This window comes from Haematospirillum jordaniae (assembly GCF_001611975.1).
In the GTDB taxonomy this organism is placed as follows: domain Bacteria; phylum Pseudomonadota; class Alphaproteobacteria; order Rhodospirillales; family Rhodospirillaceae; genus Haematospirillum; species Haematospirillum jordaniae.
The window spans coordinates 1,080,308-1,106,339 of record NZ_CP014525.1; the positions used below are offsets into that span (position 1 = coordinate 1,080,308).

Consider the following 26,032-nt stretch of genomic DNA (forward strand, 5'->3'; position numbering starts at 1 on the left):
TGACAAGCAGGAGCAGGGATGTTGAGTGTGACAAACCATTCTACGTATGACAGCAAAACCGTGCCCAGTTCAGTGGGGCTTGTTCTTGTTGGGGGAGCGACGTCGGATACGTTGCAGGGCAGTCATCGGTCTGACGTCCTTGTCGGTGGAGACGGGAGTGACACACTGTATGGCGGGAATGGTGCCGATACGCTTGTCGGCGGAGATGGGGATGACACGCTGTATGGCGGTCGTGGCGCGGATCTTCTGGATGGACAGGGCGATAATGACAGACTGTATGGCGGGCCTGGTCGCGATATTCTTTCTGGTGGGGACGGAAATGATTTTCTGAACGGCGGTCGAGGCAACGATACATTGGTAGGCGGTGTCGGTGATGATGTCCTTATTGGCGGCGTTGGTGCCGATGTGCTGGTCGGCGGTCCGGGGGCCGATCGTTTTCGTTATCGTTCTGCCAGTGAAGCGCTGGGCGATGTGCTGATGGATTTTGATCCACAGCAGGGAGACCGAATCGAGATGAGGCTTCTTGATGTGGGCCTTGGCTTGGATTCTTGGCATGGCTTTGCCTTCACCTATGAGGCGCCAGCTCCTTTCTCGGTCTGGTTTACGCTTCCCGAGATTGTTGAGCCGACCTTCTTCCCTTGGGGGGCCGAAGAGCTCACGGTGTCTCGCAAGGGGGGCAACATCAAGCTATGCGGTGATACCGACGGTAATCCCGAGACGCTTGAAATCGATATGGTGATACGGGGCATGGACTCTCTGGACGGTGCACACCTTGACCTGCCAACTGTATCAGGTGGGATTGCTGATTTTTCGAGTCTGAACCGGTATCAGGTTATTGACCTGAGTCAGCGCTCGGATATTACCAGTGTTCTTGGGCCTCGCGATACAGGTGCCAAGATCTGCTCCGGAGATCTTGATACTCTGATCATTGGTGGGAACCAAGACGATATCCTGATTGGTTCTGTCGGTGATGATGTTCTCTTGGGGGGGAGAGGTTCGGATAGTCTTACCGGGGGACGTGGTGCGGATCGGTTCTGGTTCTGGTACGTCGAGGGCGAGACCGGCGAAGATACCATAACCGACTTCAGTCGTGACGAAGGTGATCGTATTGATCTGTCCCGCATAGATGTAGACAAGAATACCGACGGGCGTCAGCCTCTTTCTTTTTCTGGCTCAACGCCTACCCCTTATTCCGTCTGGTATAAGATGGGTGAGGACGGCGTTAGTGCGGTATGTTCTGTGGATATGGATGGGGACCCTGCCAGTGCCGAGATCCGTATTATGGTCCAAGGTACGGCTGTTCTGGCGGGACCAGACTTTTTGCTGTGATACTCTTTTAGTGCGCAAGGCTGCTGTGACGGGCAGCCTTGTCTGACTGTTGTGGCGTCCTACCGGAAGACAACAGTCTTGTTGCCGTTGGCCATAACCCGTTTCTCGACATGCCAGCGGACGGCACGGGACAGAACCATCGTCTCGATATCGCGCCCGGTCCGTACCAAGGCATCGACAGAGAAGGTATGGTCTACACGTTCAACAGCTTGTTCGATAATCGGTCCTTCATCCAGATCACCGGTTACGTAATGCGCTGTTGCCCCGATCAGCTTGACCCCTTTGCTGTGCGCCTGCTGGTAGGGCTTGGCACCCTTGAAGCTGGGGAGGAAAGAGTGGTGGATGTTGATGGCGCGTCCCGACAAGGTACGGCAGGCTTCTTCGGACAAAATCTGCATGTAACGCGCCAGCACAAGCAGGTCGGATTTCGTTTCCGCAAACAGCTCCAGCATGCGGGCTTCCTGATCTGCCTTAGTTTCCTTTGTTACCGGCAGATAGTGGAAGGGAATGCCGTGCCATTCCACCAGATCGCGGAAATCAACGTGGTTGGACACCACCCCGGTGATGTCGATCGCCAGCTGCCCCGTACGCCAGCTGTGCAACAGGTCATTGAGGCAGTGCCCAAAGCGGGATACTGCAATCATGACCTTGGGGCGGTCGCCGGAACTATTAATGCTCCACTCCATCCCGAACCGACTGCCGATCAGGTCAAAGCCTGCCTTCAACCGATCTAGGGCTGGAAAACTTTTGCCACCGGCGCGGAAAGACGTGCGCATGAAAAAGAAGCCTGTATCCGGATCGCCGTAGTGGGCGCTGTCGGTAATGAAGGCTTCGTTTTCGGCCAGAAAACCGGACACGGCAGCAACAATTCCGACCGCATCCGGGCATTTGATGGTCAGCACATAAAGCGGTTCGGTGACGACAGCGGCAACGTTCATTCGGGCCGGCTTCCTGTTTTGCGGGATCTCGGGATGCGGGGCAATCTTTCGCGGCGGGCCAGCCATGGTGGGGGTGGAGGGACTCGAACCCACACTCTTTGCAGAACACGATTTTGAGTCGCGCGCGTCTACCAATTCCGCCACACCCCCGTGCGTGGCCCGCCAATGCGAAGGCGAAACTCTATAGAGGCTTTTCTGGGCTCCGCCAAGGAAAAAATGGCGTTATCCTGATTGTATGCTGAAAATTATGGTGTCGGGGCTGGTCATTTTGTCGCCAGAGGTGCACTCTGCGTTGGTGTTTGCCATGTGTGCGGAAGTTCCATGCCTTTATCTGCAATATCCTGTCGCCTATTCTTTTCCTGTATCTTGGGGGCTGCGGTCCTTGCTCTTGCCGGTGCCCTGACGGCCGAGCATGTCTTCGGCTTGGAGCCGTGTATCCTGTGTCTGTACGAGCGGGTTCCGTGGGTTCTGGCTGGTTTGCTATCTGCGTGTTGGCTTGTTTTTCCCTTTGCCCGACGCAGCCCCATGCCGGGGGTTCTTCTTGTCACAGCGGTCTTTGCCGCCGGTGCTTCCTTGGCCGGCTATCATGTTGGGGTTGAGCAGGGATGGTGGGCTTTTCAGGGGTGTACCGGTGAGCTTCCCGGCCCCTTGGGACTGGCTGATCTGATGGAGGGGCTGGACCGTCCGGTGCGCCCGGCCTGCAATGTGGTGCAGTGGACCCTGTTCGGGTTGTCCTTTGCCAGCTACAATGCCTTGGCCTCCCTGTTCATGACGGGGCTGGGTGTGTTTGTGTTTCTGTCGGGCGTGTTCCCGGTTTCCCGGCAGCAGGGGGAATAAGCCATGACCAAAAGCCTTGTTCGTGAATCGTCTTCTGCGGTCCGGAATGTGCTGCCTGCCGGGCGGACAGCAGACGGGCATATCCCCGGTGATTTGACCCGCGAGCAGCTTCTGGACCGTTTTGTGCGGGTCAACCATGCCGGGGAATATGGTGCCGTCCGGATCTATACCGGACAGCTTGCCGTTCTCTCGAAAGGAAGGCATGCGCAAACCCTGCGTCATATGCTGGACCAGGAAGTCGAGCATTGCACCTACTTCGAGAGACAGGTTGCCGCACGGCATGTGCGCCCGACTGCTCTGCAGCCGTTGTGGCATGTCGCCGGCTGGATGCTGGGGGCGGGAACCGCCCTGTTGGGTGAAAAAGCAGCGATGGCCTGCACAGTGGCTGTCGAGGAAGCGATCGACGAGCATTATCAGAACCAGATTGACCAGCTGGGTGATGACGAAAAGCCATTGCGTGACACGATTGCCCGCTTCCGCGAGGAAGAGCTGGAGCACCGCGACATCGGGTATGAGAACGGCGCGGAGCAGGCACCGGCCTATACCCTTCTGCATGGGGCGGTCAAGGCCGGAACCCGGCTCGCAATCTGGCTGTCCGAGCGTATCTGAGAACAGCCTTCATCCCGGGGCCGTGCGCTCAGGCAACGCCGGCCCCGGGATTGGTCTTTCCGGTCAGGATGATGCGGCTTTGGCTTCGCTGTCCTGCGGTTCCCGGCAGAAAACCAGGCGATGGAACAGGCTGTCCGGCATGGCGTGGATGATGCGCGCCAGAACCGCAATCACGCCGACGGCCATGATGATGCGGGCAACGATGATGCCGCTCCAATGTCCGCCCATGGCTAAGACGAGCAGGCTGTCCTCGATCAGATTGTGGCACAGCGACATGAAGCACACGGAGATAACCACATCCCGTGCCTTCAGGGCACCGCTGCGGGCCCGGTCGATAATCAGCCCGCCGCCATAGGTCAGGCCCAATAGCACACCGACCATGGTCAGGGGGGCTGCATCACGGCTCATGCCCATAACGCGCAGAAGGGGGCCCATGATCCGGGTCAGCCAGGCGGTGATCCCGGTACGGTCCATGATGCGCAGGACCAGCACAAGCCCGGCAATAACCGGCAGAATGACGGCCAGCGATTTCAGGCTTTCGATCAGCCATACCAGACGGGTTTGTGTCTGTGATGCGCCTTCTGTTGCCAACAGAACCGTGCCCGGTTCCTGCAGGATATCCAGGTGTCCGTAAAAGGCCTGCAGAAGCGCTCCCTGTCCAACAGCAAAGGCCATGCGCAGAAGAACGGTCAGCCCGATGCCGACGCCGGCACGGCGGGCAACCCTCAGTTCGATCGGGAAGCTGTGCGCGGCCAGCATCATGCCACCCAGAACAGTCAGGTCGGCGGCACTCAGGGAGAGTTCGGGCAGCAGGCCCAGCAAGACAGCCACGCCGCCGTAAATACCCACCAGGCAGGTGGTGGCCCAGACCATGCCGGTTTCCGGGGGCAGGCCGACCAGGCCGGTCAGGGGTTCAAAGGCTGCGGCCAAGAGTGGAACCGCATCAAGTTCGACGGCAATGCGCACCAGCACCATCACCGGGACCATGATTTTCAGCAGTGACCAGTACAGGCGCAGGGTGTCGTGGCCAATAGCCTTTGCAAAGGAAGCAGGAGAGGACATGTACAATCCGGTTTCAGAGAAAGGGCATGCCTGATGTTTATCAGGCAGCCGTGTGGAGAGAGTGTTTTGAAAAAGAGGTGTGACAGTATGGTCACGTCTTTTCACGGGCTACGGCACGCCAGCCGATATCCCGCCGGCAGAATCCATCCGGCCAGTCCAGGGTATCGACAGCGGTGTAGGCGCGTTTCTGTGCCTCGGTGACCGTTCTGCCAAGGGCGGTGATTCCAAGGACCCGCCCCCCGGTCGCAAGAATACGCCCGTTTTCTTCACGGGTTCCGGCGTGGCAGACAAAGACACCTTCGCAGCGGGACGCGGCATCAAGCCCACGGATTTCGGTATTGCGGGCATAGGTGCCGGGATAGCCGCGCGCTGCCATCACTACCACCAGGGCTGCCTGATCTTTCCAGTGCAGGCGGATATCGGCCAGTCGTCCTTCGGCTGCGGCCAGCAGGACTTCCAGGATGTCACTGTCCAGGCGCTCCATCAGAACCTGACACTCGGGGTCGCCGAAGCGCACATTGTATTCCAGAACCTTGGGGCCATCAGCGGTCAGCATGATCCCGCAGAAGAGGACACCGCGATAGGGGCGCCCCAGCTTCTTCATGTGGGCCACAGTGGGCAGGATGGCTTTCTGCATCAGTTCGTCACGCAGGGCATCGGTAAAAGCCGGGGCTGGACAATAGGCCCCCATTCCACCGGTATTGGGGCCTGTATCCCCGTCTCCGACCGCCTTGTGATCCTGTGCGGCAGCCAGAGGAATCGCTGTTTCGCCGTCACTGATGGCAAAGAAGCTGAGTTCCTCGCCTTCCAGAAACTGTTCAATAATAACTTCTGAACCGGCATCTCCGAAAATGCGTCGGTCCATGATGTCCGTGACAGCTTGCAGGGCCTCTTCGGTGTTTTGGCACAGGATTACGCCCTTGCCGGCGGCCAGTCCGTCGGTCTTGATGACAATCGGAGCACCTTTTTCGGTCACAAAGGCCCGGGCAGCATGGCTGTCGGTGAATCGCTGGTACCAGGCCGTCGGGACACCGGCATCACGCAGGACATCCTTCATGAACCCCTTGGAGCCTTCCAGCGCTGCGGCCGCAGCCGATGGGCCGAAGACCTTGATGCCAGCTTCTTGCAGACGGTCGGCAAGGCCGAGAACCAGCGGTGCTTCCGGGCCGATAACCACCAGGTCCACGGTATTGGCCTTGGCCCACGCGGTCAGGTCGTCCACCGCCTCTGCTGCAACAGGTACCACGGTTGCAAGGCTGGCAATGCCGGCATTGCCGGGGGCGCAAAACAGGGCGGAACAGCGTGGAGACTGCTTCAGGGCCCGGCACAGCGCATGCTCCCGCCCGCCTGAGCCAACAACCAGAACTTTCATGGTGTTCTCTTTCGACCAAAGATGTTTACCGGCAACGGCTGTTGTTCTAGCATCCTGTTTTCGTCCCGTCACCTTCTGTGCTGAAGACAAGAAACGGCCATCGCCCACGTTATGACAGCGACTGAAACCACCGGCCAGGCAGATCCGGTTCACAATCTGCCCGAACGCACTGTTTCCGAAGTATCCACCGACCTGAAACGAATGGTGGAGGATCGTTTTGCCCGTGTCCGGGTGCGTGGTGAAATCAGTCAGCCCAAGCTGGCCGGGTCAGGCCATTGTTATCTGCGTCTGAAGGATGACAATGCTGTTCTGGACGGCGTGATCTGGAAGGGCACGTACCCGAAGCTGGGAACAAAGCCGCAGGATGGTCTGGAGGTTATTGTCACCGGGCGCCTGACAACGTGGCCCGGGCGCTCGTCCTATCAGATTGTGATTGAATCCCTTGAGCTGGCCGGGGAAGGGGCCCTGCTCAAGCTGCTGGAGGAGCGTCGCCGTCGCCTGGCGGCCGAAGGCCTGTTTGATCCTGCAACCAAGAAGGCGCTGCCGTTCCTGCCCCGGGTGATCGGTGTGGTCACCAGCCCGACGGGGGCCGTTATCCGCGATATCCTGCACCGCTTGTCCGACCGCTTCCCGGTTCATGTTCTGGTCTGGCCGGTTCTTGTGCAGGGAGAGGGCGCTGCGGCCCAGATTGCCGCAGCGGTCCGGGGCTTCAACGCGCTGGGTTCCGACAGCCCTATTGTTCGTCCCGATCTGGTGATCGTGGCTCGGGGTGGCGGATCTTTGGAAGACCTGATGGCCTTCAACGAGGAAGAGGTCGTGCGGGCTGTTGCCGCCTCGGATATTCCCGTTATTTCCGCCGTCGGGCACGAGACGGATACGACCCTGTGCGACTTTGCGGCTGACCGGCGGGCTCCCACCCCGACCGGAGCTGCGGAAATTGCCGTGCCAGTGCGTCTGGACCTGTGTGTGCAGGTGGCCGATGTAGCCCGCCGTTTGACAGCAGCAACACGGCGGAGCTTTGCGGAGCAGGGGACCCGGTTGCAGGGCTTGGCTCGTGGCCTGCCACCCCTTGACCGTCTGGTGCAGGGCCATGTGCAGCGTCTGGAAGACCGGGCGGAGCGTCTTGGAACGGCTGTTGGCAGTTTTCTGGAACGGAACCGGTCCAGCTTTCTGGCTCTGGCGGCAGCCTTGCGCCATCCGCGTGACCGGGTGGCAATGGCCTTTGCCCGTCTGGACACGGCTGGATCTGCTCTGTCCGGTGCCTTTCGGCTGTCTCTGGGAGGTGCTTCCACCCGACTGGGATCTTCTGCAGTGCGTTTGGCAGCCGTATCACCAGTGCGTGGTCTTGCGCAGGGGCGTGATCGTGTAACCGGCCTAGAGCAGCGCTTGGTGGCCGCAATGCACCGTTTGCAGCAAGATGAGGGGCAGCGGTTGCTTAATGCGGCGGAGCGTCTTGAGGCGGCTTCGTGGCAGCGTGCCTTGCAGCGTGGTTATGCTGTGGTTCGGGACTCGAATGGTCTGCTGGTTGACCGCAGGGCTTCCGTGCGCGTCGGGGATGTCCTGTCCATCCAGCTTGCGGATGGAGACCTGCCTGTTGTGGCCCGTGGCCCCGGGGGGCGGGTTTCACGTAGGACTCGGCAGGATTCCGACCCCCGGCAGGATTCGCTGTTCTGACACCCGGTTTTTAGCTGTGTTCGCACAGTCATATTCCCCGTCCGGGGCTTGACGGTCTATAGCGGCGGGGATTGTCTTGTCCATCAGGCCTGCCCCCTGACGTTCCGGGGCTGGGATCAGGGAGCCCGTTATGGCGTTTGTTGAATGGTCTGTTTATGCGGTTCGTCTGAAGCGGTGTGCTGAGCGTATGAGCCGGGCGCGAACCGTAGACGAACTGCGGGTTTGTGTTGCCGAGAATACCCAACTCTGGGCCCAGCTGGACGAGCTTCTGAGCGAGCGCCTAGAGGCCCGGTGCGCGGATTGTCGTACCCTGCACAACCGGGCTCGTTATGTAGCCGAGACATCCGCCGTGATCCCGACCCTGTCAGATTCGCACATCGAGGCTTTTATTGCCATCAACCGTCAGAGCGCCGAAATCCTGCCAATGCTGGATTTGTCGGCCGATATCAACCCGGTACGGAACTGACGGCGCGCTTCTCCTCTTCCTGACGTTCAAGAACGGAGTCCAAGGCCCTGCCCAGACAGGCCAGATCTTGGGGGCGGGAGAGTCGATGGTCGCCGGACTTGATCAGAATACATTCCACACTGGCTGAGCGCAGATGATCTGCCAGCCGTACGGATGTGTCCCACGGCACGGTATCATCCTGCTGCCCGTGCAAAAGACAGACGGGGCCATCAAAGGGCAAGGGGGTTCGCAGGACAAGGTTCTGCCTGCCATCCTCAAAGAAGGCTTTTGTGAAAACATAGGGTTGTTCTGAATAAGGGCACGGGATTTCCGTGCGTCCCCGTGTTTCCACATCCTGACGCTGGGCCTGGCTCAGGGCTGGCCATGTCAGGTCTTCGCTAAAGTCGGGTGCGGCGGCAATCCCCACCAGTCCGGCCACACGCTGTGGACGGGCTCGGGCCGCCAGAAGCATAAGCCACCCACCCATGGATGATCCGACTAGGATCTGTGGCCCCTCTGTCAGGGTATCCAGAATGGCCAAGGTGTCTTCGACCCATGCGCCAATTGTGCCTTCGTCGAAGCGTCCGGACGAGGCGCCGTGACCCATCTGGTCGAAGCGAACAAAGGCTCGCCCTTGCATCCGGCAGCGTTGCTCCATATACAAGGCTTTGTCACCCTCCATGTCCGACATCAGGCCGTGCAGGAATACAACGCCGGTCGTGGCGTTCGGGTTTGTTTGTGCCAGGCTCCGGAATGCAAGGAAACGTCCGCCGGGGCGTGGCATGTTTTGTGGTTTTGCAGATGCAGGGTACCCGGTTGTGGTATTCATCAGGAATGGTCTTTCGAAATGAAAACAGAGTCTGTGGGTTGGCCAGAGTGACGCACCTTAACACTGATTCTGCAGGCGAGCAGCCTGCCCCGGTGATTTTGCAGGTTCTACCCCGTCTGGTGACAGGTGGGGTGGAGCGTGGCACGGTCGAAGTGGCAGCCGCGTTGCAGGCCGCAGGCTGGAAGGCGGTTGTCGCCAGTGAGGGTGGCCCGATGGTGCGTGAGCTGGACCGGGTTGGTGCCCTGCACGTGACCTTGCCGATGGCCAGCAAGAATCCTTGTCGCCTGCGCGCCAATACCGATGCCTTGCGGTCCCTGATCCGCGAGCATGGTGTTTCTCTAGTTCATGTCCGTTCCCGGGCACCGGGCTGGGCGGCTTTGCGGGCGGCGCGGAGTGAGGGTGTGCCCTTGGTCACGACCTTCCACGGTACCTATAATCTTGGTCTTTTGGGGATCAAGCGTCCCTATAACAAGGTGATGGTGATGGGGGACCGGGTTATTGCTATTTCCCGTTTTATCCGTGGTCATATCCTAGACCATTACCTGCCCGATGATGGCCCGGTCCGGGTTATCCACCGTGGTGTGGACATCAGCCGCTTTGATCCGGACCGGGTCAGCGCGGAACGCATGATCCAGCTCAGCCGCAAGTGGCGCTTGTCTGATGGGGAGCCGGTGATCATGTTGCCCGGGCGCCTGACCCGCTGGAAGGGGCAATTGCTGTTGATTGATGCCCTGTCGCGTCTGAAGGATCGCCGTTTCCGCTGTATCCTTGTTGGATCGGACCAAGGGCGGACATCGTTCCGGCGCAAGCTGGAGCGTGCGGTGATCCGTGCCGGCCTTGAAGACCGCGTGCTTCTGGCCGGGGAGTGCAATGACATGCCCGCTGCCTACATGGTCAGTGATGTCGTCGTCAGTGCCTCTACGGATCCGGAGGCCTTTGGCCGGGTATGCGCTGAAGGTCAGGCCATGGGGCGCCCCGTTGTGGCTCCTGATCACGGGGCTGCGCCTGAAATTGTCGAGCCGGGTCGCACCGGTTGGCTGTTTGCACCCGGACACGCCGACAGTCTGGCCGCCGCCTTGGCCGAGTGTCTGGATCTGGATGCCGCGCAACGTTTGGAACTGTCTGCCCGTGCCATTGCACATGTGCGGGAGCAGTTTACAACCGACGCCATGTGCCGACAGACCTTGGATGTGTACCGGGAGCTTCTGGGGCGGTGAGTGCTGGTTTGCAGCGTATTCTGGTGATCAGGCTCTCGGCGCTGGGCGATTTTGTCCAAGCTTTTGGTCCGTTCGCCGCCATTCGGGCAGCCCACCCCCGGGCACACATAACCCTGCTGACAACGGCACCTTATGTTGCTCTGGCAGAAGCATCGCCTTGGTTTGACGCGGTGTGGACAGACAGACGTCCCCGCATCTGGCAGGTGCCATCCTTGCTGGCGTTGCGATCCTGTTTGCGCGGTGGGCAGTTCGACCGGGTTTATGACCTGCAGACATCCGGGCGTTCATCGTCCTACCGATGGCTGATTGGTGATCATGTGGAGTGGAATGGTATTGCCCGTGGCTGCAGCCATCCGCATGACAATCCGCAACGGGACCTGATGCATACGGTTGAACGCCAAGCCGAGCAGCTGCGTGTCGCCGGTATTGAGACTATTCCGTCTCCGGATTTCTCCTGGCTGGAGAGGGGCACCCTGTCGTGTGGTTCCCTGCCCGATGGTCCCTTTGCCCTTCTTGTACCCGGCGGAGCCCCGCACCGTCCTGACAAGCGCTGGCCCGCAGACCATTATGCCGCACTGGCCCGTGTTTTGCTTCAATCCGGACAGACACCGGTTGTCATCGGGACTGCGGCTGAGCAGTCTGAAGCGGATGCCATTATGTCCTGGTGTCCCGGTGCCCTGTCGCTGGTTGGCAGGACGTCTATCATCGATCTGGCCGTTCTGGCTCGTCGGGCAACGCTGGCGGTCGGGAATGACACCGGCCCGATGCATCTTCTGGCCGGTGTCGGGTGTCGGTCGGTCGTATTGTATTCATCCGCTTCCGATCCGCGCCTGTGTGGGCAACGTGGTCCAGATGTAACCATTCTACAGTCTGCTGATCTGGTGGCCATGCCGGTTGCCCGTGTGTGTGAGGCCCTGGGTCTGCCCGGACTCGACAGTGCCGGGTAAAATGCGCTATTCCGGGGCTTGGTTTTTTCTTCGGATGGGACTCTCCTGCGTGTCGTGTATTGTCGTTTGCCCCGGTGCTTCCGGTTTTGCCGCTGCCCTGTTTCACGGCAGGGACGGGATCCGAACTAGTGGCACGGGGCCCGCAGTGACCCCTGTGGTCTGATCCTGCCGTTCCCCGTTTTGTTGTGTTGCTGATTCCGGATCGTGCCGATCCGTGTTCTGGCTGATGTTTTCCCTGTTCCGGCCCGATATCCTGTTTTCCGTACCGTGGTGTGACGGGCTGCGACGCTGAAGAGATATAGAGACAAATCATGGTTGCGATTACCCTGCCTGACGGCAATGTCCGTGCGTTTGATCATCCAGTCACCGGTATGGATCTTGCCCATTCCATCAGCCCCGGTCTGGCAAAAGCCGCCTTGGCGGTTCTGGTGGATGGCGAGATGCGGGACCTGAACCGTGTGATCGAATCCGATGCAACCGTATCCATTCTGACGGCCCGTGATGATGCCGCGCTGGAGCTGTTGCGTCACGATGCCGCACACGTGATGGCCCAGGCGGTTCAGGAATTGTATCCGGGGACCCAGGTGACAATTGGTCCATCTATCGAGAATGGCTTTTATTACGATTTTGCCCGTGACGAACCCTTCTCCACCGATGACTTAGAGGCCATCGAGGCCCGTATGCGGGAAATCGTGGACCGCAATCTGGATATTGTGCGCGAGGTCTGGGACCGGAACGAGGCAATTGCTCACTTTGAGTCCATCGGCGAGGTCTACAAGGCTGAAATTATTCGTGACTTGCCGGGAAGCGAGACGATAACGGTGTATCGCCAGGGCGACTGGAAAGACCTGTGCCGTGGACCGCATTTGCCGTCCACCGGTCGTCTGGGGAAGGCCTTCCGTTTGATGAAGGTGGCCGGTGCCTATTGGCGTGGGGATTCCCGCAATGCCATGCTGCAGCGCATTTACGGGACTGCCTGGGCTACCTCGCGTCAGCTGGATGATCACCTGCACATGCTGGAGGAAGCCGAAAAGCGTGACCACCGCCGGCTGGGCAAGGAGCTGGACCTGTTCCATTTCCAGTCTGAAGCGCACGGTGCGGTGTTCTGGCATCCCAAGGGGTGGTCCATTTACCGGACCCTGCAAACCTATATGCGCAACCGCCTGGAAGCATCCGGCTATGTGGAAGTGAATACACCCCAGCTTGTGGACAGTGTGTTGTGGGAACAATCCGGTCACTGGGGCAAATACCGCGAGCATATGTTTGTGACCGGGTCTGAGGACAAGACCTTGGCCATCAAGCCAATGAACTGTCCATGCCACATCCAGATTTTCCGGCAGGGGATCAAGTCTTATCGTGATCTGCCCCTGCGTATGGCTGAGTTTGGCAGTTGCCATCGCAATGAACCTTCCGGGTCCCTGCACGGGTTGATGCGGGTGCGGGCCTTTACCCAGGATGACGCCCACATTTTCTGTACAGACGAGCAAATCGAAAGCGAGACCCGCGCGTTCTGTGATCTTTTGCAGTCTGTGTATGCTGACTTTGGTTTTACTGAGATCAAGGTCAAGTTTTCGGACCGTCCCGAGAATCGGGCTGGATCCGATGATGTCTGGGACCGGGCGGAAGATGCCCTGCGCCGGGCTACAGCTGCGGCTGGGCTGGAAGCGCTGCCAAACCCGGGCGAGGGGGCTTTCTATGGCCCGAAGCTGGAATTTGTTCTGAGGGATGCCATCGGGCGTGACTGGCAGTGCGGCACCTTGCAGGTTGACTATGTTCTTCCCGAGCGTCTGGATGCCAGCTATGTTGCCGAGGATGGCAGCCGGCAGCGTCCGGTTATGCTGCATCGTGCGGTTCTCGGGTCTTTTGAACGCTTTGTTGGCATTTTGATCGAGAATTTTGCAGGACGTTTTCCCGCATGGTTGGCACCTGTCCAGGTTGTTGTTGCAACAATCACATCCGATGGCAATGCTTGGGCTTCCGAAGTTTTGGCTGCTCTGAAAGAGCGGGGAATCAGGGCTGACTTGGACGTGCGTAACGAAAAGATCAACTTCAAGGTCCGCGAGCATTCACACGCCAAAGTTCCATGGATACTGGTTGTTGGGCGCCGAGAGGCCGAAGAGCGAACGGTTGCACTGCGTTGTTTGGGTGGTCAGGCGCAAGAAGTACTTGCGCTGGAAGCTGCCCTGGTTAAGATTGCAGGGGAAGCGCGGATGCCGGGCTAGTTGTTCGCCCCGCCGCTTTAATGAACCGGACCCCGGTTCACGACCGGAAAGGAGCCACCCGCGTACATCCGACTGACTATACAGGAAGGATAAGACAGGGGGCTCCACCGAATTGGTCAGGGGTCCTTGTTGTTTCTGTATGTCATGGAGAGGGTTACATAGCCAGGTCACCGATGCAGACGCCGCCGTCCAAAGATGGACCGCGCGTCAATGATATGATCACCGCCCAGATGATCCGCCTGATCGACCAAGATGGCGAGCAGGTCGGTGTGGTGCATATCCGCGAAGCCCAGGAAATGGCTGACGAAGCTGGTCTTGACCTTGTCGAGATCTCGCCGAATGCAGAGCCGCCAGTGTGCAAGATTCTCGACTATGGCAAGTTCAAGTACGAGAATCAGAAGCGCAAGGCCGAGCAGCGCAAGAAGGCCAAGATCATCGAGGTCAAAGAAATCAAGATGCGCCCCAATATCGATGATAACGACTACAACGTGAAAATGCGCGCGTTGAAGCGGTTCATCGAGGAAGGTGACAAGGTCAAGGTAACCTTGCGCTTTCGTGGGCGTGAGCTGGCGCACCAGAATATCGGCATGGACGTGCTGAACCGGGTGCGTGAGGAGACTGTGGAATTTGTCAAGGTCGAGCAGTTTCCGAAGATGGAGGGGCGGCAGATGACCATGCTGCTGGCTCCCAAATAATCCCGGGCTCTGGTTTCCTTTGCATCAGGTGACCAGGACAGTCTAAAAGGCGGGCCGCTTTGTCAGGTGGCTCCGCCTTTTTTATTATAATAACCCTGCCTTTATGTTTCTGCTGGCTGTAGCTTCTGGGCGGTCTGCCTGTTGATCTGTTCGAACTCCAGAATAGACTGCAGACCATCCCTGTATGTGGGAAAAGCCAAGGTGATGCCGAGTTCTTCCTTGATCCGTGTATTGTCCACCCTCCGGCAGGCATTATAAAAACCGGCGCTCATCGGGCTGAGCTGTGCCTTTTCCCACGGGGTTTCGGGGGGTGGTGTCACGCCCAGCAGTGTGCAGGCCCACGTTACAACATCGGCATAAGGCGCGGGTTCGTCGTCGGCAACATTATAAATCCGTCCCGGATTTGGTCGCAGTGCAGAGGCTCTCAGAACTGTGGCGATGTCATCAACGTGGATGCGGCAGAAAACGTGCCCGGGTTTTACAATCCGTTGCGCCCGCCCGCTGCGGATGCTGTCCAAAGCACTGCGACCGGGGCCATAAATGCCGGACAGGCGGAAAATATGTATCGGCCCCCCCTGTTCCAGCCATTGCCGTTCTGCCTCGATCCGGGCTGTGGAGGGGGAGCTGCCGGAGCCCTTGCCGGAAACAGGAGTACCTTCGGTTACAATGGCACCTTGGTGGTCACCATAGACGCCTGTTGATGACAGATACCCGACCCAGCGGAGGGTTCCGGCTTCGGTTGCTTGGCGCAGCTGTTCACGGTGACAGTCCAGTACCGGATCAACGATCTTTCCATCATGCTCCCGGGGGGCTGCCGAGACCAAGATGTGGGTGACGCCATCCAGTGCCTCTGCAGGCATGGGGGTTTGTCCATCAAAGATCCAGGTTTCAATCCCGGCTGCCCGTAAAGCATCGGCCTTCTCCGGGTGCCGCGTTGTGCCTCGTACGGTCCAGCCTTCTTCAAGAAGGCGACTGGCGAGGGCGGCGGCGCAAAATCCGAAACCGGAACAGAGAAGTGTTGGCATGTGGTGTCCTGATCCTTTGTTTGGCTGCAAGAACATCATGTTCTGTCATGACAGGCAATGACTGAGTATCGTATGCCTGTTTTCGTGTGTTGAACGTGTTTGTGGGCAGGGAGTCTGGCTGGTGATGATCAAGGGTATTGCACCCGTTCTGGTTATGGTTGCCTGCGTGGCACTTCCTGTGGCGGGGCTGACGGCAGAATATGGTGCGTGTATGGCGCAAAGTCGGCAGGACCCTCGTGCCGCCCTGCGTCTGGCCATATCTTGGGAAGAGCAGGCTGGTGGAGCATCGGCTCGTCACTGCCGTGCGTCGGCCCTGATCGAGCTGGGGCAGTTCAGTGAGGCTGCGGTCATCCTTGAGGCATTGGCCGAGGAGCATCGTGAAGATCCCGCACACTATGCGCCGTTGTTACACCAAGCGGCATCGGCTTGGATTCAGGCCAGAGATCCCGGATATGCCTTGTTTCTTCTGGGACAGATTCAAGATATTTCCCCAGAGAATGCCGCAATTCTTGAAGATCGTGCAGAGCTGTCAGCGACTGCAGGTCGTTTGTGGGAAGCGGTGGATGATCTGAATACCCTTTTGGATCATCGGCCGGAATATGGCCCTGCGTTGCTTTTGCGCGCCTCTGTCTGGCGGCAACTGGATGCTACGGATCTGGCCTTGACTGATCTGGAGCGTGCGCTTGCGTTGATCCCTGGCGATCGCGGTGCGCTGGTCGAGCGCGGTATCTTGCTGTGCCGTATGGGCGATACAGCAGCAGCGCGCAAGGACTGGATGGCGGTTATTCTTGGGAATCCGGACTCTACAGAAGCGGAGCGCGCGCGGATGCATCTGGCTGCCATGGATATCAGACACAGTTCGGCGCCCTGACCCAATAGCTATATGTACAAAAAGTTAAGTTTCTATCTTCTGGTTGTAATGTCAGGGGTGAATTGAATGTTGACTTATCTTAAATAGAAGGATCTGATTGTTATCGCTTCATGATTGTGATGGCGGTGGCCAAGGAGGAATCGGGTTATGGGTATCGGATCTGCCAGATACAACAGTGCGTTTACAGCGCCTTCCAGCGGAAGGCATGAAATTGATTCCCTGCTTGGGGGGAGGTTCTGGTCTTCCGACGGTATCCCGGGAAAAGCCCTGAAGCTGACATACAGTTTTGTATCCCCAGAGTACGAGAGTGTAACCACAGACTGGGAGGAAGGTACGGCGCTTGATCCTTCCTTCATTACAGATGGTCTGAAGTCATCGATTGCCGGTGTATTCAGGCATCTTGCAGATTTTACCAGTCTCTCGTTCACGGAACAAAAGGGAGGCGGGGAGCCTGGGCGCATTTTGATCGGTGCCAGCAAGACACTGTCCGGAACCAGTCTTTTGGGTGTGTTGGCCCATGCATCCTATCCTTCAGAGGATGATTTCGCCGGATCTGTCTGGTTTGATGCTTGGTACAGTTATCCAAAAATGGATGCTCCCGTCGGGAGTGAACTGCGTTCCATTGCCATGCACGAGATTGGTCATGCCCTAGGGCTGAAGCACCCACATGATAATGATCACGGCTTCCCCGTGACGCGCACGTATGATTCTTCAGCCTACTCATTAATGTCATACAAGTCCAAGATTGGCGATGATGGCTCCGGCGGCTTCAAGTCCACGCCGCTGACCTACATGCTCAATGACATGGCCGCGTTGCAGTATCTGTACGGGAAGAACATGACAACCCGCACCGGTGACAACCGGTATGACTTTGCCGGCAAGACCTATGTTTATGAAACCATCTGGGATGCGGGCGGCAATGATACGGTCAGCTGGAGCGGACGGGATACGTCTGCCAACATTGATCTGACACCCGGCACCCTGTCGTTCTTTGGCGGCGTTGATACCAAATCCGATCCGGCAGCTTGGGACAAGGGCAGCGGAATCCTGGGTATTGCCTATGGCACGGATATCGAGAATGCAGAGGGTGGAAACGGTCACGATATCCTGCGCGGCAACGACGGGAACAACCGGTTGCAGGGTGGACGGGGTAATGACCTCCTTGAAGGAAGAGGCGGGCGCGATACCATCGATGGCGGCGATGGCATCGATACGGTCAGCTACGCCTTCTTGGATCGTCCTGTTTCCATAACCCTCAACGGGGCCGTCAGTTCTGTTGTCAAGGTTGATGGTCAAGGCAAGGACACCCTGCGTAATATCGAGAATGTGCAAGGAGGTGCCGGAGCAGATCATCTGACGGGTGATAGCGGTGACAACGTCTTGGAAGGTGGTGACGGGGCAGACCATATCGACGGCGGTGCCGGCCGTGACCGTCTTTACGGTGATGGCGGAGCAGACCATCTGACAGGCGGTGCCGGGGCCGATGTGTTTGCTTGGCGCAATGTTTCTGATTCCGGGCCGGGCATTATAGTGCGGGATACCATCCATGATTTCAGCCCTGCTGATGACGACCGCTTGGATTTCTCGGAGCTGGATGCCAATGCTATTTTACAGGGACATCAGGCCCTAACGTTCAGTGGTCAAACCCCGAGCTCCTTTTCGCTGTGGTACAAATCTGATGCGTCCGGGTTGACAGTCTTTGCCGATACGTCCGGGGATACAAAAGAGGATTTCTCCGTGCGCCTGAAGGACGTGAAATCACTGTCCGCCGAAAATCTGATTCTGGACACAGCAGGGGTTGTTTCCTTGGTGGATGCCAATGGCGTATTGGTGACCAGTGCGCTGGGTGGGCCGGTCCAAGTCTCCTTGGAAGGGGGACAAACAGGGTATGGTGCGGTGCCTGTCCCGGTTCGGGTGAATGGTGTTGAGGTTGGCCGTGTTCAGGGAGTCAAGGATATCGTTGGCAGTTCCCATGATGATCACCTGACTGGGGATGCTCAGGATAACCGGTTTACGGGTTATGGTGGCCATGATGTACTTGATGGAAAAGAGGGGCAGGATACGGCTGTTTTCGGTGATGCGATCGGGCCTATTTCTGTCACGCTGGATCGTGCGCGCCCTGTGACCGTAACCATCAATGGTGTTGCTGCTGCGACCATCAGCAATATCGAGAATGTTATGGGTGGGTTTGCTGCAGATACCCTCGTTGGTGACAGCGCGGACAATGTTCTTAGCGGTGCAATGGGGAATGATACGCTCTCTGGCGCCGGGGGGAATGACCGCCTGCACGGTGACATGGGTGCCGACCGTCTTACGGGCGGCCTTGGGGCAGACGTATTCTGGTATCGCAGTGCCTATGAATCGGGTCCTCTACCTCAAGAACGCGATACGATAACGGACTTCAGCAGTGTCCATGGCGATCGCATTGATCTTTCCGCATTGGTCGTCTTTGACGCATCGGGTGCGTATCGTCCGCTGACGTTCGGTGGTACGGAAGCCAGAGCCGGTGGTGTCTGGTACGTGAAAGATAGCTTGGGCGTTGTGGTTTACGCCGATGTCAGTGGTGATGCGGCGGCTGATTTCTCTGTACGCCTTAATAACGTTCATTCCCTGTTGGCAAAAGATTTCATTCTTGATCCTGTTGTCCCGCTTTCTCAGGGTATTGAAGACGCAGTTTACATCATGGATTTTGCCACAGATCCAGTGAACATAACGCTTGATTCGGGAACCCCGTCTCCTGTTCTGGTCAATGGTGTGCGTGTGGCAGAAATTATGGGCTATTCTGGTTTGTCCGGGGGTGCTGCGGATGATCACCTGACAGGCAACGATGCCAACAATAGATTCCGCTCCAGTGGTGGTCGCGATGTCATTGATGGTCGTGGTGGCCGTGACAGCATGAACTATGAATCAGAGCAAGGGCCTGTTGTTGTAACCCTGGCGGATGGTGCTGAAGACGCCGTGGTTCGTGTTAATGGCCTTGAAAAAGATATGCTGAGGAATATCGAAGCTATCGTTGGTGGCACTGGTCATGACCGGATAACAGGGAATGCCAGTGACAATGTCCTGCTGGGCAATGAGGGTGATGATGTCCTGAGCGGTGGTGCCGGCCATGATGCCCTGTATGGTGACAAGGGCGATGATGTTCTGGATGGCGGGGCCGGGAATGATTTTCTGGGGGGAGGGGAAGGAACAGACTCTGTTAGTTATGCTGGCTATACGCTCCCCCTCGAAATTGTCTTGCGCGGCGATTCATGGGGATACGCATCAATCGGGACGGTCGAAAAAGATTATCTGCACTCTATTGAAATCGTCACGGCTGGCAGTGGCGATGACACATTGGCTGTCGAATTCCAGTACGCCACATTATCCGGTGGCCCTGGTGCCGACACGTTTGTTTACAGTGGGCGCTTTGGTTTTAATGACCCTTCTGCGATCTTTGGTACGCCAAGTGCCGAGCAGGTTATACAGGATTTCAATGCAGCTGAAGGTGACCGGATTGATCTGGCTCACTTGGACAGGGGCCTGCTTGTTTATGACTTTGGCGTGAAAGGGCCTGCGAAGAATGCTGTCTGGTCAACGCAGGATGGCAAGGATCTGGTGCTGCGTGTTGATGAAACGGGTGATGCTGTTTCCGACTTTACAATCAGGTTGAAGAACTGTTCATCTGTGTCCGCTTCTGACTTTGTGCTTTCACAACGACCTGATATAGGACCAGATACTGTTCTTGAGGCCGTCAAGAACAGTGGCGAGTATGCCTACTTTGACCTTTTCAATTCCGAGGTTCATTTTGGCGGGCAGAAGTACACCTTTCCGCCGTCCAGCACGATCACCGGCGGTACGTGGCAGAATTATATTTTGGCTCCACTGCCATCGGCAACGCCATTAAATATAGATGGGGGAGACGGAAAAGATACTGTCAGTCTTGTTATGACGTCGGTTCCTGTCTCCTTGACCTTGAATGGATCAAACTGGTCCAAGATATTTTATACTGGTTTGTCGAGTGCTGCTCAGGTCCGCAACATAGAAAATATTGTTGCTGGTAATTACGGGGATACTCTGACCGGTGATAATAACGACAATACATTCACTCCTGGCTTTGGTGCAGACACCATTGATGGAGGCCCCGGTTCGGACACCGTTGATTACCGTTATAGCCCCGGGTCGATTAAGGTCACATTGGCCGGTAATCAATGGGCTATGGTTTCTACGGGTAGTGGTCAGCAGCCAGACCGGATTCGGAATATAGAAAACATTGATGGGGGTAGGGCAGATGATGTCCTAGTCGGTGATGCCATGAATAACACCTTTGTCGGTCATGGAGGCAATGATGAAATCGACGGCGGTGCTGGGCAGGATACTGTTGATTACAGCTACAGCAGCAAAGGTGTGGAGGTAACCTTGGCGGGGTCAGCTTGGGCTAATGTATCCATTGATGGTCAAGTTGAGGACCGTATTCGCAATATCGAGAATGTGACCGGTTCAAGCATGAATGACCGCATTTTCGGTGATGAGGGCAACAATATCCTGCGTGGGGGGGATGGGAATGACTGGTTCAAGGCAGGCCTTGGCCATGATACCTTGGACGGAGGTTTTGGCGTCGACATTGCCGATTATACGGATCGCTCTGAATCCATTGTTGTTACCTTGGACGGGGAGAACCCGGCCCGCGTGTTCTTCAATGGAGTAGCACAGGACACCCTGATCAATATCGAGTCTATATGGGGTGGGTCCGGCAACGATCGCTTGGTTGGCGATTACAGCGACAACAGCCTGTCCGGGGGGAGAGGTGCCGACATTCTGGGTGGTGGAGGCGGTGCTGACACCTTCTTGTATTTCCTGATTTCTGATTCGGGGGCTGATGAAGTCTCGCGCGATACCATTATGGATTTCAGCAGCAAGGATGGGGATCGTATCAAGCTGGCTTCTATTGATGCCAACAAAGCACTTCCCGGTGACCAGAATTTTGTTTTCCATGGTCAGAACGCAGGGGCCAACGGCGTGTGGTATCAGCCGGATGGGAGTGGCAATACGCTGTTGTTTGCTGATGACAATGGTGATGCCCAAGCAGACTTCTCCATTTTTCTTCTGGGTGTCAGCAGCCTGTCGCAGACAGATCTAGTTTTGAGTTGATCCCGTTCTTGTGTCCCTTGTTTGGTCATTCCCCCCGTTATTCGAATGGGGGGAATGTGCCGCCTCTGGGACATAGAGGTATGGAGTCATGGAATCAGGGATAGACCAAGGGGTTTATTTATGATTGTTTTGTGTTTATCACAATTACTATTGGGGGTTTTCCATGATGAGAGTATCCGAGAAAGACGCGCATTCCTACACAACAGGGGAATATGCTGATGGCGCGGTGCAGGTTGCGGGTGCCGGATCTGACTCTGCGGAGCAGGAGAATGCGCCTGTGTGTGCCGAGCAGGTTTTCTATTATCCGATTGTACCGTTCCATCTTGCAGACAGGACACTATACTCTCTCTGGAGCGACCTGATTCCCAGTATTGCTCTGTCCCAGGGGCTGGAAGTTTTTTACGGTACAAATGGCCATGATCACCCTGCTGAAAAGAATGGAGCCGGTGTTCTGTTTCGTGGCAGCGGGGGAATGGACGTTTTCGATGGGGGGCCAGGGTACGACATCCTAGACTATTCTACCCAGGACCTGTCCATCCGTGTTGCCCTGCCTGATTCCCTGTATACGGTTGTCCATGCAGGTGGCCTGCCCAAGGATCTTGTGCGCGGCATAGAGGGCGTTATTGGCGGGACTCGTAGCGACTACATTACCGGTAATGCACAGGACAATGTGCTCCTAGGGGGGCCGGGGATGATGCCTTGTACGGGATGGCCGGGCATGACCTGATTGATGGCGGTGAGGGATATGATGCCATCAGCTACGAAATGCGTATCGTGCCGGTTTCTGTTGCCCTGAACGGTGACCAAGACTCCCCTGTTATGGTTGATGGTCAGCCCGAGGATATTGTGCGCAATATCGAGGCCGTTATCGGGAGTGGTGGGAACGATGTTCTTGTTGGCGACCAGCACGACAATTTCTTTAACGGTCTTGGTGGTGCGGATCGTCTGACTGGTGGTGCCGGGGCCGATGTTTTTGCCTATGAGCGTGCTGAGCGTACGGAAGATGTCATTACCGATTTCAGTACTGCAGAAGGCGACCAGCTGGATTTCAGTGAATTTGATGCGAATAGTACGGCAGACGGGAGCCAGCCGTTCCTGTTCTCCGGTCAGCAGTCACAAGCCCATTCCCTGTGGTACAAGCCCTTGGAAGAAGGGGCGGGTATCCGGTTGTTTGCTGATACAGATGGTCAGGAAGAGACTGCGGAGTTTTCATTGGTCCTGCAGGGTGTTGATGCGATAGCAGTAGACGCCTTCCTTTTCGGGACATTTGGTCCCCGCATCACGTCCAAGGGCCTAGATTGCCTTGCCGTTTCCGATACACAGTCCACGTTTATTGATCTTCCGGGATTGTCATATAGCCTTGAGGCTGTTTATCCGGGGCCTTCACCGGATGGAGAGGACTGTGATGATGTCCTCATGGCTCATGTGATGGGCAATATTGCCCCGACCGTTACGCGTGTCAGCACGGGTTCAGGAGATGATGTGCTGATTGGTGATCACCGTGATAACATTTTATCCTCTGGTGCAGGCAGGGATCAGTTGGTTGGTGGTTTGGGGGTTGATTATCTGAGTGGCGGTAGTGGTGCAGACACGTTCACCTATAACCGTATAGCTGAAGGGGGAGACGTCATCACGGATTTCAGTTCAGAGCAAGGTGACAGGATTGATCTTGCAATGATTGGTGCGGATGTTCATCGTCCCGATGGCCAGCGCGGTCTTGATTTCTCGGGGCATCAAGAAGCGGCATACTCTGTTTGGTATACAAGCGATGGGGCCGACGGTTCTGTCGTAATGGCTGACGTCGACGGTGATACGCGGTCTGAATTCTTTCTTCGTCTGCATGGAGTACAGAATCTGTCGGTAGACGATTTCTTGCTCGTATAGTCTTTCGAGTGTGTTGGGTCCTTTTTCTTTATGTGCGGGGCCTGAAGGATAATATCATGCATCACGCTGAAATAATGAAAGCAAGTATATATATTATAAATAACAAATATTAATTATATATAATCGCCTTTAAAGGCTGGATCATTGATATTTATGTATCTATTTTCTGACATGAATCTGCCCCTTCTTTCTTTATGTGGGGGCAGATTTTTTTTGTTTGTCACAAGGCGAAGGGTTCCCGTGTAGGGATCTATCTATTGTGATAGTGTCGGCCTTTTTTCGGATCATGATTGTCGTGGAGGCAAAGGGGGAAATATGGATACTTTGCATGTAGTTAATGGGCATCTTCATAGTGTGGACGCGTCTGATCTATATGCATGCAAGCTATCGGGGGAGCACGGCTTTCGTAGCATCTTCCGGAGTGGCCCTATAACCATTTCATACTTCACCCCTTCTGCGCGAGCTTTGCTTTCTCCTGCGGTTGGGCATGACCAGCCCGGTATAGATCTTGTCTTCAGTGGTTTGACACCTGCCCCATATTCTGTTTGGTCTGTACGTTCCGATTCTGATTCCGGGTTACGTCTCTTGGTTGATCTTGATGGGAATGCTTCTGTCCCCGAACTTCAGATTCTGGTTAACGGGTCTGCAGCACCAGATAAATCCGAGAACCCCGTTTCGGCCAAGGACGCTTCTACTTTTACGGATAGCCTGTTGCCATTGCCCCAAGCGGGACCAAGGCTGCCTTCACACGCAGTTCTTGATGATTTTCTGGAATCATTTGCCCCCGAACCGATCCCGCTGGTGAACTATTATGACGGGACAGAGGAGGCTGATTTTTTCCATGGCAGGCCGGGAGAGCACACCGTTAATGGTGGTCTCGGAAGTGATACCGTCAGTTATCTGCGTCATGATGCTCCGGTGATTGTCTTTCTGGCTGGTACAACCCCAGCTCCGGTATTGGTAGGCGGAAAACCGGACGGCCTGCTGTCAGATATCGAGAATATCCATGGCTCATCGTATGATGACATTCTGGGGGGGGATGCAGCCGATAACGTTTTTCACGGTGGTCCAGGTTATGACACAATTGACGGTGGCCCGGGGCTGGATATAGCCAGTTATGTTGATGTCTGTCAGCCTGTTTCCGTCACTTTGAACGGGATGTGGGATGCCAGCGTGTTTATTGGTAACCGTCTGGAAGATATCCTGCGTAACATTGAAGGTATTCATGGCGGCTTTGCGGATGATGTCCTGACAGGGGATTCGCGGGCCAATGTCTTCTATGGACATGACGGTGATGATGTGTTGCAGGGTATGAGGGGTAGCGACCGCTTGCAGGGTGGGCCCGGACGGGACACCTTGGATGGGGGAGAGGGGGCCGATCTGGCTGACTATTCCGACAAAGTGGATCCTGTTGTCATTCGCCTTGCCGGTTCTGCCAGATCAGTTGCTCTTGTTGGTGCGCAAGAGGAGGACAGCCTGTTCAGCATCGAAGACCTTTTGGGCGGGGCTGGCGATGATCACTTGTCCGGTGATGCGGCATCCAACCTTCTGGATGGTGGCCCGGGGATCAACAGCCTGACGGGTGGTGCTGGTATTGATGCTTTTATTTTTCGTTTTGCCGGTCTTGGGCACCGCATTACAGATTTCAGTCGTGCAGAGGGCGATGTGCTGGATTTCTCGGGCCTAGATGCAGATACAGGAACGCTAGGTAATCAGGTTTTTCATTTCTCTGGATCGCGTGCGGCCCCGCATTCCCTGTGGTTTGATCCGGTCTCCGGTGGTTTGGGTGGGCACTTGTATGCTGATCTGGACGGCAATGCGGATCAGCCCGAGTTTTCCGTCTTTCTTGAAGGCGTGGAGCATGTGTCCCGGGAGGATTTCTCCCGGGGTACCTTCGTTCTGTCACCGATCCGTCGTGGTGTGCGGGAACTGTCATTTGACGGAACGGTCGATGATATTATCACCGTTGACCTTGGGGTTCGAGGGTACTGGGGGGGCAATCTAAAAGCCGGGTTGATTTATGGCTCTGTCGATCCGTCTATCGTGCATGTGACCACAGGAGCCGGTGATGACCACCTGATTGGTAATGCACAGGCGAATATCCTTTCTGCGGGGTCCGGTGATGATCATCTGAACGGTGGTGTAGGGGAGGACGTGCTGATTGGGGGAGAAGGGAAAGATATATTTGTGTACAATTCGATCGATGACAGTGGGGATGTGATCGTTGATTTCAGTCGCGAGCAGGGCGACTGCTTGGATCTTACAGCTGTTGATGCTGACGTCCACCAGAACGGTCACCAGGCACTTATCCTTTCAGGGTGTGAGCCACGTGCGCATGCTGTCTGGTATGAACCTGTAGCTGACGGTAACGGCGTTCATGCCCTTGCTGATGTTGATGGTGATGCTAGACCAGATTTTTTCGTAACCCTCTATGGCATAGACAGTTTGGTCATTCAGGATTTTATTTTCTAGGGCGTATAGACGCCGTGCGCGTTGCAGGTTCTGTCCTATCAGGATTTCTCATGATTGTTATTTGTGCTGCATTATAATAGCTTATGGTTTCCATTCAGTCCGTTATGGGCGAAGGATCCGGAGGCTATTTGGTGACAGCTTTCTGTGGTGATTGTGTCGGAAAGCGGATGGCCTGTTTGAAGAGTGAAAAGGATATCGTGTTATGGCAATAGACCCGAATGGTGATCTTTTGGCATTTCTCTACCCTGCTGTTTCGTATGAGGAAGGCGTTTTGTTCTTTCCGCCTTCTCCTTTCTCGTTGCCAGATTCAGGGGATAATCGCAGTGTGCAGGCGGCACCCTCTGCTCCCGTAGAGGATACGCCGCCGGATTATTACGGAAGTATTGATATCAATCCTTGGTTTGCGATTTACTCTCTTGGCATGTCTCTGCCAATTCTGGGGGATATCCTGTAACGCACAGGCTTTTTTGTTGG

General features: G+C 56.3%; 20 protein-coding genes and 1 tRNA gene. 15 read left to right on the plus strand and 6 right to left on the minus strand.

Going from position 1 to position 26,032, the window contains the following annotated elements:
- Positions 1-27: 27 nt before the first annotated feature.
- On the plus strand, positions 28-1,329 hold the full coding sequence (locus tag AY555_RS05075; protein ID WP_167798437.1) for a calcium-binding protein: 1,302 nt from the start codon (positions 28-30) through the stop codon (positions 1,327-1,329).
- Between the two features lie 59 nt (positions 1,330-1,388).
- On the opposite strand, the gene purU is transcribed toward AY555_RS05075, so the two are convergent.
- Together purU and AY555_RS05085 are read right to left on the minus strand one after the other, a co-directional pair.
- Positions 1,389-2,267, minus strand: a complete 879-nt coding sequence (purU, locus tag AY555_RS05080) for a formyltetrahydrofolate deformylase (protein WP_066134254.1) — start codon at positions 2,265-2,267, stop codon at positions 1,389-1,391.
- 65 nt (positions 2,268-2,332) lie between these two features.
- Positions 2,333-2,417: transfer RNA gene (locus tag AY555_RS05085), tRNA-Leu, on the minus strand.
- Positions 2,418-2,588: 171 nt separating this feature from the next.
- Between AY555_RS05085 and AY555_RS05090 the strand changes: the two genes are divergently transcribed.
- Both AY555_RS05090 and AY555_RS05095 read left to right on the plus strand, forming a co-directional pair.
- Complete coding sequence (locus AY555_RS05090; protein ID WP_066134258.1) at positions 2,589-3,104, plus strand: disulfide bond formation protein B; 516 nt, start codon at positions 2,589-2,591, stop codon at positions 3,102-3,104.
- A 3-nt stretch (positions 3,105-3,107) separates the two neighbouring features.
- The gene (locus AY555_RS05095; protein WP_066134262.1) at positions 3,108-3,713 is read left to right on the plus strand and encodes a demethoxyubiquinone hydroxylase family protein; all 606 of its coding nucleotides are present in this window, start codon (positions 3,108-3,110) and stop codon (positions 3,711-3,713) included.
- Between the two features lie 63 nt (positions 3,714-3,776).
- Here AY555_RS05095 and AY555_RS05100 read toward each other — a convergent pair whose 3' ends face one another.
- Together AY555_RS05100 and purD are read right to left on the minus strand one after the other, a co-directional pair.
- Positions 3,777-4,775 carry a hypothetical protein gene (locus tag AY555_RS05100; RefSeq protein ID WP_066134264.1) on the minus strand — a complete coding sequence of 333 codons (999 nt, stop codon included), beginning with the start codon at positions 4,773-4,775 and terminating at the stop codon, positions 3,777-3,779.
- 91 nt (positions 4,776-4,866) lie between these two features.
- Positions 4,867-6,147 (minus strand): phosphoribosylamine--glycine ligase, encoded by a 1,281-nt coding sequence (gene purD / locus AY555_RS05105; protein ID WP_066136591.1) that lies wholly within the window; start codon positions 6,145-6,147, stop codon positions 4,867-4,869.
- A gap of 111 nt (positions 6,148-6,258) precedes the next feature.
- Between purD and xseA the strand changes: the two genes are divergently transcribed.
- Together xseA and AY555_RS05115 are read left to right on the plus strand one after the other, a co-directional pair.
- Positions 6,259-7,821, plus strand: a complete 1,563-nt coding sequence (gene xseA / locus AY555_RS05110) for an exodeoxyribonuclease VII large subunit (RefSeq protein ID WP_066134267.1) — start codon at positions 6,259-6,261, stop codon at positions 7,819-7,821.
- Between the two features lie 130 nt (positions 7,822-7,951).
- Entirely contained in the window at positions 7,952-8,287 is a 336-nt protein-coding gene (locus AY555_RS05115) for a hypothetical protein (protein WP_066134270.1), read from the plus strand.
- Here the strand turns inward: AY555_RS05115 and AY555_RS05120 are convergent.
- Positions 8,268-9,095 carry an alpha/beta hydrolase gene (locus AY555_RS05120; RefSeq protein WP_066134273.1) on the minus strand — a complete coding sequence of 276 codons (828 nt, stop codon included), beginning with the start codon at positions 9,093-9,095 and terminating at the stop codon, positions 8,268-8,270. The genes AY555_RS05115 and AY555_RS05120 overlap by 20 nt on opposite strands.
- Positions 9,096-9,142: 47 nt before the next feature.
- Between AY555_RS05120 and AY555_RS05125 the strand changes: the two genes are divergently transcribed.
- The 4 genes from AY555_RS05125 (at position 9,143) to infC (ending at position 14,176) form a co-directional block, all read left to right on the plus strand.
- On the plus strand, positions 9,143-10,312 hold the full coding sequence (locus tag AY555_RS05125) for a glycosyltransferase family 4 protein (RefSeq protein WP_066136597.1): 1,170 nt from the start codon (positions 9,143-9,145) through the stop codon (positions 10,310-10,312).
- Complete coding sequence (locus AY555_RS05130) at positions 10,309-11,259, plus strand: glycosyltransferase family 9 protein (RefSeq protein ID WP_245176884.1); 951 nt, start codon at positions 10,309-10,311, stop codon at positions 11,257-11,259. Before AY555_RS05125 ends, AY555_RS05130 begins: the two co-directional genes overlap by 4 nt.
- A 311-nt stretch (positions 11,260-11,570) precedes the next feature.
- Entirely contained in the window at positions 11,571-13,481 is a 1,911-nt protein-coding gene (gene thrS / locus AY555_RS05135; RefSeq protein WP_066134276.1) for a threonine--tRNA ligase, read from the plus strand.
- Positions 13,482-13,654: 173 nt separating this feature from the next.
- A complete protein-coding gene (gene infC, locus AY555_RS05140; RefSeq protein ID WP_066134279.1) occupies positions 13,655-14,176 on the plus strand; it encodes a translation initiation factor IF-3 in 522 nt (173 codons plus the stop codon).
- 101 nt (positions 14,177-14,277) lie between these two features.
- Here infC and AY555_RS05145 read toward each other — a convergent pair whose 3' ends face one another.
- The gene (locus AY555_RS05145) at positions 14,278-15,201 is read right to left on the minus strand and encodes an SDR family oxidoreductase (RefSeq protein WP_066134282.1); all 924 of its coding nucleotides are present in this window, start codon (positions 15,199-15,201) and stop codon (positions 14,278-14,280) included.
- Positions 15,202-15,322: 121 nt separating this feature from the next.
- On the opposite strand from AY555_RS05145, the gene AY555_RS05150 reads away from it, so the two are divergent.
- The 6 genes from AY555_RS05150 to AY555_RS05175 all read left to right on the plus strand — a co-directional run bounded on the left by AY555_RS05150 (position 15,323) and on the right by AY555_RS05175 (position 26,012).
- Positions 15,323-16,072 (plus strand): tetratricopeptide repeat protein, encoded by a 750-nt coding sequence (locus AY555_RS05150; RefSeq protein ID WP_156483302.1) that lies wholly within the window; start codon positions 15,323-15,325, stop codon positions 16,070-16,072.
- 147 nt (positions 16,073-16,219) lie between these two features.
- Positions 16,220-21,202: a M10 family metallopeptidase C-terminal domain-containing protein gene (locus AY555_RS05155; protein ID WP_066134287.1), complete on the plus strand. Its 4,983-nt coding sequence runs from the start codon at positions 16,220-16,222 to the stop codon at positions 21,200-21,202.
- Positions 21,203-21,365: 163 nt separating this feature from the next.
- Positions 21,366-21,929 carry a calcium-binding protein gene (locus AY555_RS05160; RefSeq protein WP_156483303.1) on the plus strand — a complete coding sequence of 188 codons (564 nt, stop codon included), beginning with the start codon at positions 21,366-21,368 and terminating at the stop codon, positions 21,927-21,929.
- Positions 21,911-23,086, plus strand: coding sequence for a M10 family metallopeptidase C-terminal domain-containing protein (locus AY555_RS05165; RefSeq protein ID WP_066134293.1), 1,176 nt, complete (start codon positions 21,911-21,913; stop codon positions 23,084-23,086). Before AY555_RS05160 ends, AY555_RS05165 begins: the two co-directional genes overlap by 19 nt.
- Before the next feature lie 585 nt (positions 23,087-23,671).
- The gene (locus AY555_RS05170; protein WP_167798436.1) at positions 23,672-25,558 is read left to right on the plus strand and encodes a M10 family metallopeptidase C-terminal domain-containing protein; all 1,887 of its coding nucleotides are present in this window, start codon (positions 23,672-23,674) and stop codon (positions 25,556-25,558) included.
- A 202-nt stretch (positions 25,559-25,760) separates the two neighbouring features.
- The gene (locus AY555_RS05175; RefSeq protein WP_066134299.1) at positions 25,761-26,012 is read left to right on the plus strand and encodes a hypothetical protein; all 252 of its coding nucleotides are present in this window, start codon (positions 25,761-25,763) and stop codon (positions 26,010-26,012) included.
- Positions 26,013-26,032: the final 20 nt, after the last annotated feature.

Excerpts from the sequence above, each read along its gene's own strand:
- purU (WP_066134254.1), bottom strand. The coding sequence starts at position 2,267 with ATGAACGTTGCCGCTGTCGTCACCGAACCGCTTTATGTGCTGACCATC.
- AY555_RS05090 (WP_066134258.1), top strand. The coding sequence starts at position 2,589 with ATGCCTTTATCTGCAATATCCTGTCGCCTATTCTTTTCCTGTATCTTG.
- AY555_RS05095 (WP_066134262.1), top strand. The coding sequence starts at position 3,108 with ATGACCAAAAGCCTTGTTCGTGAATCGTCTTCTGCGGTCCGGAATGTG.
- AY555_RS05100 (WP_066134264.1), bottom strand. The coding sequence starts at position 4,775 with ATGTCCTCTCCTGCTTCCTTTGCAAAGGCTATTGGCCACGACACCCTG.
- purD (WP_066136591.1), bottom strand. The coding sequence starts at position 6,147 with ATGAAAGTTCTGGTTGTTGGCTCAGGCGGGCGGGAGCATGCGCTGTGC.
- xseA (WP_066134267.1), top strand. The coding sequence starts at position 6,259 with ATGACAGCGACTGAAACCACCGGCCAGGCAGATCCGGTTCACAATCTG.
- AY555_RS05115 (WP_066134270.1), top strand. The coding sequence starts at position 7,952 with ATGGCGTTTGTTGAATGGTCTGTTTATGCGGTTCGTCTGAAGCGGTGT.
- AY555_RS05120 (WP_066134273.1), bottom strand. The coding sequence starts at position 9,095 with ATGAATACCACAACCGGGTACCCTGCATCTGCAAAACCACAAAACATG.
- thrS (WP_066134276.1), top strand. The coding sequence starts at position 11,571 with ATGGTTGCGATTACCCTGCCTGACGGCAATGTCCGTGCGTTTGATCAT.
- infC (WP_066134279.1), top strand. The coding sequence starts at position 13,655 with ATGCAGACGCCGCCGTCCAAAGATGGACCGCGCGTCAATGATATGATC.
- AY555_RS05145 (WP_066134282.1), bottom strand. The coding sequence starts at position 15,201 with ATGCCAACACTTCTCTGTTCCGGTTTCGGATTTTGCGCCGCCGCCCTC.
- AY555_RS05155 (WP_066134287.1), top strand. The coding sequence starts at position 16,220 with ATGGGTATCGGATCTGCCAGATACAACAGTGCGTTTACAGCGCCTTCC.
- AY555_RS05160 (WP_156483303.1), top strand. The coding sequence starts at position 21,366 with ATGATGAGAGTATCCGAGAAAGACGCGCATTCCTACACAACAGGGGAA.
- AY555_RS05165 (WP_066134293.1), top strand. The coding sequence starts at position 21,911 with ATGGCCGGGCATGACCTGATTGATGGCGGTGAGGGATATGATGCCATC.
- AY555_RS05175 (WP_066134299.1), top strand. The coding sequence starts at position 25,761 with ATGGCAATAGACCCGAATGGTGATCTTTTGGCATTTCTCTACCCTGCT.